The following is a 12,359-nucleotide window of genomic DNA, read 5'->3' as shown; positions in this document are numbered from 1 at the left end:
CGTTACTGCGTCGCGCAAGGTGGTGTCGGTGACTGTTGGTCAACACGGTCTGGTGCGGTGCGGTTCCCGTTGACGGCGTATCGCCGGTTGACCCCGTCGGAGCTCGCCCGTGACGGTGATGGACACCATGACCAAGGCGCAGGCGGAGTCGCGGGACAGGATGGCCGAGTTGATGAAGCCGGTGACGCCGCCGGGTTTTGATCTGACGAGCATGATGGACGGTACGGCTGATGTGGACGCGCTGCTGCCGGGGGGAATCCGATCCGAACGGCTGGTTCGGAAGGCGGATGCCATGAGCGGCGAACTGACCTGGGTCGGCATTCCCGGCCTTTACTCGCGGGTTTCAGATTTCGAGAGGACCGCGAACTACATCAGGACCTGCATCGATCAGCTGAGGAACGGTCCGGGCGGTGTCACCGGCGGGCAGTACATTTATGGCGACGACGACAACGGCAAGAAGTTCGCCGCGGATTTCGCCAGTTCCGGCGGTGAGATGGAAGACTTGCATGGCGGTTGGGCCAGGGACTATCGGGCCATCGCGGGCAAGGTCAAGGCGATGGTCGACATCCTTGAGAACAACGAGGACAACAACGTCCGTTTGGCGGGCGCGCTCATGTCACCGTTCGGCGATACTTCCGGCGGTGGCGGTGGCGGTGGCGGTGGCGGTGGCGGTGGCGGTGGCGGTGGCGGTGGCGGCAATCCGCCTATGACGCGCTGGAGTGGTTCGTACGAGCCGATTCCGGCCGAGCCCGCGGCGCACCGCGCGCTGTTGTCGGATGCGGGCGCCGAGGCGGTTCCGGTGACAAAAGCCTCGGCTATGGAGCCGTTCTTGAGCAATACGGAAACGAAGCGAGCGAGTGCGCAGGTAGAGCCTCGCGAGAAATGATCCCCTGAGCACGCGAAGGTGGTGTGCCGTGCGGGTTTCCTGCGTTCCGGCGGCTGGAAGCGCCACCTGCGCGGTGATGGAGACCAGTTGTTATGTCTGAACCGTCAGGTGACCAGAGCCATCTGATTCCGGATGGCTGGCAGGGCCTACCGATCCTGATCGCGGGTGGGCCGCTGCCGCCTGGGCAGATCGAGCTGATGCGTGAGCAGGCTGTGGCGTATCGGGCTTACGCGCAGCGGGTTCTGAGCGCGGGCGAGGGCCTGCAGCGTCTGGTGGACGGGGTCGGGGACAGTGTCAGTCCCGAGGTGGCGGAGAAGTTCCGTGTGCATATGGCGGAGCTCAATGATGGCCGGGGGCAGGCGCTCGCGGATATCGCGAATTTGCAGGCGTGGAAGCTCGACGAGCAGGCCACCAATATCGACTCTGGCCGGTACGGGATTTATGTCCAGGTGGTCTGGACGGTGTCGGAGCTGGCGTATATCGCGGCGTCCATCTTTCTGTGGGCGACGTGGCCGTTTGTGTTCGCGCTCGGGCAGTTGATGGTGCGGCTGGTGCGGATGGGCATCAGCTACAAGACGGCGGCGATTATTGCGGCGAGGATCGCGTGGGAAGGCGTCAAGAAGGGAACCGACAACGTCGCTGTCACAGCGATGACAAAAGGTTTCGACGACTTCGTCAAGACGGCGTCCAAGGGGCTGGGTGATATTCCGACGTCTGGGTTCGCCGTGCCGAAACTGATCAAGCAGATTCCGCCGGACAATTGGTGGTATACCGGTCGCCGGTTCGTCGATGAGGCGGCGGAGGAAGCGGGCGAGGAGTTCGCGCAGGGTGGTATTGCCGACAACTTGGCCGATCCGGGCCGGGTGGATCTCAAGAACTGGGGGACCGGGGCGGGTATCGGCGCTGTCGGTGGTGGGGCTGGTTCTGCGGCGGGTAGTGCTGGCCGTAAAGCGGGTCTGAAAGGGAGTCACAACAAGAACCGGGTCAACGGGATGCAGTCCGGGTGGGCGGGTGAGATCGCGGCTGGTGGTGCGGGGATGGCTGTTGGGGGTTCGCCGTTGGATATTGGTTTTGGTGTTGTGAACAGTACGTTCACTGACCCGGTGATGCATGAGGTGGAGACGAAGGCCCGCGAGGCCATCCACGAGCGGCAGAAGCAGGCGGGGTTGCACGGCGGGGAGGTGGTGCCGCCGCCCACATTGGCCAATCCGGACAGTCTGGTTGGCATGGGCGGCTCGGGCCCTGCGGGGCTGGTGGGTCCGGCTGGTGGTCCGTCGAATACGAGTGGTGGCGGCAACAATCAGCCGCTGGGCGGTGGTGCGTCTGGTGGTGGTGGCGACGGTCCGGTGGGGCCGGATGGCCAACTGGTCACGCCGCTACCGGCACCGGGTACTGGTTCGTTGGCGCCGTCGCCCGGCAACGTGCCGACGCATCAGCCGCCGCTGTCCGGTGGTGGACATGGCCTGGTGGGGCCGGATGGCAGGCCGGTCACGCCGCCGCTCCCGCCCGGTACAGGCCCGCTCGAGCCGCCTCTGGGCAACGCGCCGACTAGTCAGCCTTTTGGTGGGGTCACCGGTCTGGTGGGCTCTGGCGGTAGGCCGCTCATTCCACCGCCTGCGCCGGGCTCAGGTCCGCTCGTGCCGCCGACTGCCGCTGGTGGTCCAGTCGGGCTGTCGGTCGAGGGCTGGAACAACAGCCTGGGTATGCCGTCGTCGAACGGCCCTGGCGGTGTGATGGGCGGCCCGGCCAACGGCCCGACGTATCTGTCCAGCGACACGGGTGCTCCTGGCACGAATGGCGGCTCTGGCGTGGATGGCAGACCGGCCGCAGTAAACGGCGGGTCCGGCAGTGGCTCGAATGTCCTCGGTGGCTCTGGTGCCGGGGACAACGAGTTGTCGAATAGCCCGAGCGTCGCCGACAAGGGGCCAGACGTGTCGGGGAGTGGATCGTCAGTACCTAGCGGCCAACCGAGTGTTGTAAGCAACGGACTAGACGCAGCCGTGAATGACCGGTCCGGCGATGGTTCAGTTGCCTCTGGTGTCCCGAACACGATCAATGTCGATCGTGGGACAGGATTGGGCACAGTGACCTCCGGGCCAGGTGGCTCGACAGGTCCGGCAGTGCCGTCGAGCGGACCGAACGCTGTAAGCGGTGATACAGGCAGGGTTTCCACGGAGTTGTCGAACGGAGTCACCGGTGGCCCCGGTGTGATCGGAGGAACCGGCCCGGCGGTCAACGGAGTTCAGTCCTCAGCCACCAACGAAACCGGTTCGGGTCCGACGTCTTCGCAAAACCCCGCCGTTCGGGGATCGACCGGGCCGCAACAGGAAGGTCTACCAGGCCTTGAAGGGCCGTTTGATCAAACGTCCGTGGCAACTGAAGGCTCACGGTCCGATGTCGACAGTGATGTCGTCACGCTCGTCAGTGACCACTACGATGACCTCGACACCGAAACTCTGATCGACTTCGATCCCAACGAGGACCAGACCTCGCTCGGCGAGTATCGGGGCGACCAGTTCGGTGTGACCGCGCCCAAGGTAGAGGTTGTGGCAGCTGACAGGAATACAGACGTCAACAGCGCCAAAACCGAACAGTCACAGCAGACCGCGACGACAACGAACACGAACATCGCGCCAAAAGCCGAGCCCGCCACGCTGGACAGCCAGGCGAGCGAAATTACCACAGCGAGCACCACACCCGACAGCGACACCGCACCCAAGACGGAGATCGCCGCTCCCAAGGCCGAAGGTCCGCAAAAGGTCGACGTCATCACGACCACAACGAATGCGAACACCAACACAGAGTCCGTCAAGGTTGAGCCGTCGGCGAAGTCCGGCACCTCGGCGAAGACCGGCCTCGGTTCTCCCAGTCGGAACATCAACACCGATGCCAAGTCCAACGGCGAGCCCACGACGCAGCTGGACGCTGCGACGATGGATGTCGCTGCGACGATGGATGTCGCTGTGACGCACGACTCGCTGGGACAGGACCGCTACGTGGGGTATCGGGGTGCTGGCCCGGTCTGGCGGGCGGCGATCGCGGACCAGAGCGGGCTGCCGGTGGGAGCTACGTTCGTGCGCGACGAGGTTGGCCGTGTGGCGGACTGGTGGCAGCGACAGCCGGGGAAGTGGTCGCGCGCCGCCAACACAATCGCACTGCCCTGGGATCACCGGGACCGACCGTATCTGGTGGACATACACGCCACTCCCACCCACGCACAACTCCTCACCCCACACAACTACCCGGCTGGCGAGCTGGCCTGGGTTGACGGACGCACGCTGGCCCGCATCATGCTGACCAGCGAAGACTTCCGTGACGCCTTGCGCGCGCACCGGCCGATCGTGCTCTGGGCCTGCGCCGCCGCTGGCCGGCTAGGCCACGACTTCTGGACCGCGATAGCCAGCCACTATCCGGATGCGGTGGTCCACGCCCCGACCGGTCGCCTGCACTTCGGCGTCAGCATCACCCCAGACCCCACAACCCCAGCGTCGGGAATCGCGTGGTGGCAGATCGACACCGGCCACCCCGGAAAGAACACCACCGCGGGAAACTGGCATACCTACTCACCAACCCACCAAACCGTCGCCGACATCAACATAGCCGCCACGCACAGCCCTGCCTCAGCACCTACACCGGTGCCGGTACACACACCCGCGCCCACCCTGGCCACCACGCATACCGCGCCCACCACAAAGGAAACACCCACCGTGCAAGGCACACGCACTTCAGTGGCCTGGCACAGCACCCGCGATCCGGCCGACCACCCCAACACTGACCAGGCCGATACGGACAATCTCGAGACAAGCCACGCAGTCCCCACCACGACCACCGACGCGTCCACAGGGGCGGGTAGCGCGACCGGCATGCCCCACCCAGCCCCCCGCACGACCGATAAACAGGCGCACAACACCACACCATCGGGCCCTACCTCGGGTACTCGGCGGGCTAAGCGCAAGCTCCCACCGAAAACAAGCCAAAACGGATCAGCCGTCAAACGGTCCCGCAGGACCGACCAGCAGACGGTCGCACCTACTGCAGCGGCCCGCAACAACTCCAAAACCAAGACCCAGAGGAATAACCCGACTGATGCGCAGTGGGCGCAGGCCCTGCTGCAGGTACTGCACAAGCTGCCCGAGCCGGACACGTCCGGTGAACGTCGCCTCCCTCCACAAACATTGCGCCACACCATCAACGATATCGATAACGAGGAAGTGAAGATATCGGTCAACATCGGCCGGCGCCTGCACAACCTCAAAAAAAATCCGACGGCGCGGGTGGGTCGGGAGGAATGGGACGCACTGGGGGGCAACGGTTATCAATGGTTGTTGGATATGGGCGGGCGCCCGCTCCCTGACGCGGCCGAGCCCGCTAAAAAAAAACCGACTGATGCGCAGTTGGCGCAGGCCCTGCGGGAGGTGTTGATCGACAACAAGGCGCACGAGGTGCCCGCATGGGATGATGACACAAGCCTGCGTCCCCTCATCAACTCAACGGCGTGGCGCGAGATCGACAACGTAACGGTCAACATCGGCCAGCACCTGCACGACCTCAAAAAAAAGCCGACGGCGCGGGTGGGTCGGGAGGAATGGGACGCACTGGGGGGCAACGGTTATCAATGGTTGTTGGATATGGTCGGGCGCCCGCTCCCTGACGCGGCCGAGTCCGCTAAAAAAAACCCGACTGATGCGCAGTTGGCGCAGGCCCTGCGGGAGGTGTTGATCGACAACAAGGCGCACGAGGTGCCCGCATGGGATGATGACACAAGCCGGCGTCCCCTCATCCACATAAGGGTGTGGCGCGAGATCGACAACGTAACGGTCAACATCGGCCACCGCCTGCACAACCTCAAAGACAAGCCGACGGCGCGGGTGGGTCGGGAGGAATGGGACGCACTGGGGGGCAACGGTTATCAATGGTTGTTGGATATGGTCGGGCGCCCGCTCCCTGACGCGGCCAAGTCCGCTAAAAAAAACCCGACTGATGCGCAGCGGGCGCAGGCCCTGCGGGATGTGTTGGTCAAAAACAAGGCGCACGAGGTGCCCGCATGGGATGGCAAAAGCCGGCGTCCCCTCATCCACAAAAGGGTGTGGCGCGAGATCGACAACGTAACGGTCAACATCGGCCAGCGCCTGCACAACCTCAAAGACAAGCCGACGGCGCGGGTGGGTCGGGAGGAATGGGACGCACTGGGGGGCAACGGTTATCAATGGTTGTTGGATATGGGCGGGCGCCCGCTCCCTGACGCGGCCGAGCCCGCTAAAAATAACCCGACTGATGCGCAGTGGGCGCAGGCCCTGCGGGATGTGTTGGTCGACAACAAGGCGCGCGAGGTGCCCGCATGGGATGGCAAAAGCCGGCGTCCCCTCATCCACAAAAGGGCGTGGCGCGAGATCGACAACGTAAGGGTCAACATCGGCCAGCGCCTGCACGACCTCGAAAAAGAGCCGTCGATATCCGTGGGGAGGGAGGAACGGAAGGCACTGGGGGGCAACGGTTATGGCTGGTTGTTGGGGTTGACCGATGCGGGGTTGACGCGGGGGCAGGCGGATCGGTTGGTGGCGGATGGGTTGGTCCCGGTGGATGTTGACCGGGATGGGGATTGTTTTATGCACGCGCTGGTGCGGACAGCGGGGTTGCGTGACGCGGATGGGCGACCGTTGTCGGCGGTGCAGATGCGAAAGGATTTGGCGGCAGAGTTGCGGCAGGACCTGACTCGTCAGCTGGCAGACCGCCAGCTGTGGACTGCAGAGTTCGAGTTGACCGCCCGCACAATGATGCGTGTTGACCAAGGTCGGAGTATCACAGAGGAGTTGACCAGCCAGGACCGGGACCAGCTGATCGGCTGGGTCGCCACGTCCGGTGTGTACGCTAACGCGGCGGGTGACATCACCCCGATCGTAGCCGCGAAAGTGTACGGGGTGAATATTCACATCTATCATCCCAACGGGCTGCCCCCGCAGGAGGTGGGGAACGACAGGCCTGATACGCGGGTGGTGCGGCTGGTCCGGTTGGACGTGCGCAGCAACGGGGTGGATCATTGGATGGCGACCGCGCCGGTTCCCGTTAGCACACGCTCCAAACGCCCGCAACCAGCGGTGCTGGACGCACGGGATACCAAACGGGCCAGAACTAGTCAGCAACATGTGGCACCAGGCCTGGACGATGTCGGTTCCCGTGACAGTATCCGGCCACACGACCGGCAGGTGACACAGTCCCAGATCATCCTGTCCGATACTGACCTGACCGAGCACTACCCCATTCTCGCCAATCGGGTCAACGCTCTAGCCGACAGGCTGCCAACAATCGCACCACGGCCGCTGTCGACCAGCCTTGGCAACGACGAGGTGGTCGTGGCCGATCGCCGGTTGATGGTCACCGCGTACGGTACCGCGTTCCAGAGAGCCGACCAACGCGCACGGCTCGTGCGGGACGAGCTGGTGCGGCAACTCACAGCACGGCTGCGTCCGGCATCCACCGACACCCTCACCGCTGATGACCAGGACCATCATCGCGACCACGCATCAGGATGGATCGCCGCAGCACTCGTGGGCAGCCAGGTACTGCCGCTGCAGGCCGGGCAACACCCTAATCAGGTAGACATCACCGAGATCGTAGGCAACTACCGATTCACCCGGTTGTCCATGGCCGAAACCACCATGGTGATTCCCACCCCTCACCACGATGATCAGGCCCACGGCTGGCTCATTGTGTTCCCCCTGGACCCCGGCTCCCAGGAAAACGCCCTAGACCGTGACCACTTCGTCACCGTGCTCACCCGCCTTACCCAGCTCACCTCACTCCCCACCACACCGGGGCACGTCCGAATAACCGGCTACGGTACCCACGGCAAGCCTCGCGCCCAGGCCATACTCAACGCACTACACGACTGGGCGTTCCCCCAGGCACGCCGGGGCCAGAGCAGCTGGCCCCACAACATCACAACCAGCGTCCGCCATCTCCCGAACAACGACCGGCCGATGGCACACCTGCCAATGCAACGACAACTGCGTATCGACATCACCACCCGCAATCCCGCTGCTCACACCCTCCCTGCCCGCACCCCCGCTCCTCGCACCACAACACGCCCATCCTCCCTCACTAGCCCCCCCCACCCGCAGCCCACCACACCGGACAACCACCACGATCACGGCCCAATCATCGCCGCCGCCCCAGACCACGACTCATTCAGCGCCCTGCTCGCCCCCAGAACCCACACCCCTACCGACGACAGCGGCCCAGCCAACGACAGCAGCTTGTTCAGCGACGACGGCTTGTTCAGCGACGACGGCTTGTTCAGCGACGACGGCTTGTTCAGCGACGACGAACAGGACAACCCGCCCAGCGATACCGGCCCCACATCGCCACGCCCGCAAACCCATCAACCTCAGACAGCGCCCCCCCTCGATCCAGCACAACCACACACACCACCCACCACCGACCCAACCCTGTCCCTCATGTCATCCCCCAACCTCATGTCATCCCTCACACCCGACACATTCCCCACCTTCGACATGCTCGACCTCGTTCCCAACCCCGACGCCCCAGGATGGGAATCTCACGTCCTCGCCCAGGGTGACCCCACGCTCTGGCTTCCCGAGCACGACCGGGCACCAGAATCAATAGACCACGCCACCACACCAACGCCTACTACTCCGCCAACAGATGACTGGTACACCACCCTGTTCAAAATTGCCGCCACCAGCCTCCAACAACCACCCACCACCGAGCCACCCACCACCGAGCCACCCACCACCGAGCCACCCACCACCGAGCCACCCACCACCGTCATTGAGCACGAGAACTGGCTTCATGAATTCGAACAGCTCGTCACGAATCTAGACACGGCCGACCACGACTACGGTGACCTGCCCGATAACAGCTTGATGAGCGACAACAGCACCACAGAGCAAGACCCAGACACACACACCGACGCAACAACCACCCACCCGACCGACGAGTACCTCCTCCAGGCACTCGAACTGCTTCAGAAAAGCGGCGCAGCCGCCGCAATCGACGACGTTCCCAATCTTTTTGAGCTCGCCGACACCATTGGCCAACTGCTACGACAAGGCGACCAATAAACGGCGCAAGCATACCCGCACAGCATCACCACCACTCCACCAAAACCAAACAGACTGGGACTGTAAACTCTCCTCTGTCAAGCGAGGAGGGACTGTTCCGAGAGGGTCTGTGAGAGGCTGTTGATCTTCCGGACAGCGAACCCACTAGGGTTTTCGTCTGAAAGAGAGGATGTCCGTGTCGAAGAAGCGTCGGTCGTTTACTCCGGAGTTCAAGGAGGAAGCGGCGAAAATGGTGGTGGAGTCGTGTTGTCCCGTCGCGTCGGTCGCGCGGGAGCTTGGGGTGAATGAGCAGAGTCTCCGGAATTGGGTTAATGAGTACCGGAAAGCTCATGCCGGCGAGGAGCCGCCGTTGACGGTGCCGGAGCGGGCGCGGTTGCGGGAGTTGGAGAAGGAAGTTCGCGAGCTGCGGTTGGAGAAGGATTTTTTGGGAAAAGCCGCGGCCGTGCGCCACGAACACAAAGAGTGGGGAATGTAGGTATCTCTGTTTGATGTGGTGCTATGTGAGAGATGAAGGATTGGCCCTTCGGTGTCGCCCTTCGGGGGGAGATACCAAACCGCCTCATGCTGCGTTGGTTGGAGACCGTCGTGGTGAGCGATGAGGAAAAGGCGTACGAGATGCGTCAGGTAGGGGACGGGAAGGCGAGCGCAAGCGAATCACTGATGAAGTGTCGAAACTTTCAAGTGGTATCAGAACCGGGGTGTGGTCGTGACCCTGGGATGAGCCTGGCGGACACCCGGCTACTGGCCAGGCGGTACCCGGCATGAAGGTGACGCGAGCCCGTTCTGCTGCTCTCGCATGGAACGTGGGAAGGCGTACCCCGATACCGCTGTTCGCGGGGTACGGGCAGCGACAGGAAGCGCGCACAAGTGGCGGAAACCATGAGGCGCTGAGTACCGTCGCGGGGCACGCATTCGGACCGGCTCATAGTAGTGGAGAAGCTCCTGTAATGGGAGTGGAGCGAAGGTGCCGGACTGTCCAGATTAGTTCGTTCGAGCAACCGAAGACATTTCGGGAGGGATCGAGTGAGCGCGTCGAAGTCGACTGAAGAAGTCAAGCCGTTTCGTATCTCGAAGCGGGAAGTGTGGGAGGCGTACCAGAAGGTCAAGGCCAACGGTGGAGCACCGGGCGTGGATGGCTGCTCACTCGATAAGTTCGATGAGGATCTGAAGAACAATCTCTACCGGATCTGGAACCGGATGTCATCGGGAAGCTATTTTCCACCTCCGGTGCGGGCGGTGCCGATACCGAAAGATGGAGGCCGTGGGGTCAGAATTCTTGGCGTTCCCACGATTGCTGACAGAATCGCTCAAACTGTGGTGGCCCGAAGGTTGGAGGAGCGCGCGGAAGCAATCTTCCATAACGACTCGGACGGCTATCGTATTGGGCGGTCGGCGATCGATGCGGTGGCTAAGTGTCGGAAGCGGTGCTGGAAATACAACTGGGTGGTCGATCTGGATATCCAGAAGTTTTTCGACAGCGTGCCGTGGGATCTCATGGTCAAAGCGGTGGAGGCGAACACTGGCCAGCCGTGGGTCGTGTTGTATGTCAAACGGTGGCTACGTGCACCGTTGCAGCATCCAGGCGGGGCCCTGGAAAAGCGGGATCGGGGGACTCCCCAGGGCTCCGCGGTTACGCCTCCAACGCACTGGGCAATGGGGCTGATGGTCACCCTCCGTGTCGGTGTTGTCGGGGTGTTGCTCGCTGGGGGTGCGTTCCCGGATGGGTATGCGGTGCCGGATGGTGATCTTCTCGGGTCCGATGAGGACGTCCTTGACGAGCAGCCGCAGCACGCGTCTGCGTTCGTCGGTGGTGGATACTTCGGCGTTGCGGTGGAGTTGGGTGAGGAAGCCTTCGAGGTCGGCGGCGAGGGTGAGGTAGGCCTGGCGGTCGGCGAGCTGAGCATCGAGTGCGTCGATCTGGTTGCGCAGGTTGGTTTCCCGGGCGCGTAGTTCGTCGATGGTGATGAGTTGTTCGCCGAAAGCCTCGATCATGCGGGCGATCCCGTTGCTGGCCTTGGCCAGCGCGGTGTCCAGGCGTTTGCGTTGCTGCGCAACGGGATCGGCGGTGCGGGCGGAGTCGAGCCGCTTGTCGATTTCGGTGCGGATCAACTGCGGGTCGGCCAGCATCCCGGTGATGTGCTTCCAGACCACGGTGTCGAGGTAGTCGGCGCGGACCGGTTTGTTGGCGCAGACGCGTCCGCCTTGATAGCGGTAGTCGTCCGAGCCCAGGCACCGGTAGTAGTAGATCTTCTTGTTGGTGGTGCGGGTCGAGGTGCGGTAGTAGCCGTATCCGCAGCCGGCGCAGGCGGCCATGCCTTGCAGCAGCGAGGGAATCGTAGTGTTGCGGGCGGCGAATCGCTTGTTGTCGGCCAGGCGTTGGGCGACTCGACCGAAGGTGTCGTGGGTGATGATGGCCGGTACCGGGATCTCGGTCCACTCCTCGCGGGGACGGTCGACAGCCTTGGATGCCCGGGGTGTGGAGCGTCCTTGCAGCCGGGCCACCCGGTTGAGGCCGGGGGATTCGTGCACGACCCTGGTTTTGCCGAACACCGCGCGGCCGGTGTAGGCGGGGTTGCGCAGCATGCCCCAGATCACCGAGCGGTCCCACCGCTGCTTGCCGGTACGGGTCGGGACGTGTTGTTCGGACAGCCAGCGGGTCAACTCGGCGATCGAGGCACCCTCGTCGGCGTAGCGGCGAAACAACTCGGCGACCAGCACGGCCTCGTGCTCGATGATCTCGTAGGCGGCGCCGGTGTGCTCGGTTTTGCGGACATACCGGTAGCCGAACGGGGCGCCGGACAGCACGTTGACCGACCCGCTCTTGGCGCGGTGGGCCTTGCCGCGGCGGTAGCGCTCGAGGATCTGCGCCTTCTCGTATTCGGCGAACATGCCTTGAAACTGCACCAGCAGTTGGTCCTCTGGCGAGTCGCCACGCGGGCCGTTGATGAATTCCACCCTGGTGCCGGCGCGGGCGAACTCCTCGATCAGCAGGGCCTGGTAGGCGAATTTACGGGCCAGCCGGTCCGGCGAGTAGCACAGCACCACGTCGATCCCGACGCTGGCGACCATGTCGCGCAGGCGTTCCAGGGCCGGGCGGATCAGGGTGGCCCCGGAGTGTCCTTCGTCTTCGAGCACCCACTCGGCGGGGACCTCAAGCCCCAGCCCTGCGGCGTGTTCGCGCAGCGCCGCGGTCTGCGACGCGATCGTCTCGTCTTTCTTCTGCCGGGCCGAGGAGACCCGGGCGTAGATCGCCGCGCTGGTCATGCTGCGGTCCTTTCTGGCCGGTCCGTTCCATGCGGGCCCGTCGTGGTGGCACCAGGATGGCGTAGGCCACTGACACATCCGTGGCCGCGTGGCGGTCGAACACGAACTCGGTCTCGACCACCCGGGCG

At 63.8% G+C, this 12,359-nt stretch carries 6 protein-coding genes and 1 pseudogene; 4 read left to right on the top strand and 3 right to left on the bottom strand.

Annotated features, from left to right (window positions below; genetic code table 11):
- Positions 1–109 precede the first annotated feature (109 nt).
- On the top strand, positions 110–886 hold the full coding sequence (locus LWC34_RS17130; protein WP_233724826.1) for a hypothetical protein: 777 nt from the start codon (positions 110–112) through the stop codon (positions 884–886).
- A gap of 146 nt (positions 887–1,032) precedes the next feature.
- Here the strand turns inward: LWC34_RS17130 and LWC34_RS17125 are convergent, their stop codons facing one another.
- Together LWC34_RS17125 and LWC34_RS17120 are read right to left on the bottom strand one after the other, a co-directional pair.
- Entirely contained in the window at positions 1,033–2,058 is a 1,026-nt protein-coding gene (locus LWC34_RS17125; protein WP_233724827.1) for a hypothetical protein, read from the bottom strand.
- A 380-nt stretch (positions 2,059–2,438) separates the two neighbouring features.
- On the bottom strand, positions 2,439–2,663 hold the full coding sequence (locus LWC34_RS17120; protein ID WP_233724828.1) for a hypothetical protein: 225 nt from the start codon (positions 2,661–2,663) through the stop codon (positions 2,439–2,441).
- Between the two features lie 592 nt (positions 2,664–3,255).
- On the opposite strand from LWC34_RS17120, the gene LWC34_RS17115 reads away from it, so the two are divergent.
- The 3 genes from LWC34_RS17115 (at position 3,256) to LWC34_RS58085 (ending at position 10,917) form a co-directional block, all read left to right on the top strand.
- On the top strand, positions 3,256–8,967 hold the full coding sequence (locus LWC34_RS17115; protein ID WP_250109445.1) for a hypothetical protein: 5,712 nt from the start codon (positions 3,256–3,258) through the stop codon (positions 8,965–8,967).
- Between the two features lie 175 nt (positions 8,968–9,142).
- On the top strand, positions 9,143–9,442 hold the full coding sequence (locus LWC34_RS17110; RefSeq protein WP_233724830.1) for a transposase: 300 nt from the start codon (positions 9,143–9,145) through the stop codon (positions 9,440–9,442).
- A gap of 722 nt (positions 9,443–10,164) precedes the next feature.
- Positions 10,165–10,917 (top strand): reverse transcriptase domain-containing protein, encoded by a 753-nt coding sequence (locus LWC34_RS58085; protein ID WP_233728894.1) that lies wholly within the window; start codon positions 10,165–10,167, stop codon positions 10,915–10,917.
- A gap of 195 nt (positions 10,918–11,112) precedes the next feature.
- Here the strand turns inward: LWC34_RS58085 and LWC34_RS17100 are convergent.
- Positions 11,113–12,231: pseudogene (locus tag LWC34_RS17100) on the bottom strand (recombinase family protein); the annotation flags it as partial.
- Positions 12,232–12,359: the final 128 nt, after the last annotated feature.

It is taken from the genome of Kibdelosporangium philippinense (assembly GCF_021390435.2).
Lineage (GTDB): Bacteria > Actinomycetota > Actinomycetes > Mycobacteriales > Pseudonocardiaceae > Kibdelosporangium > Kibdelosporangium philippinense.
The sequence above is the reverse complement of the archived record's forward strand: the minus strand, read 5'-3'. Positions and strand labels throughout refer to the sequence as shown.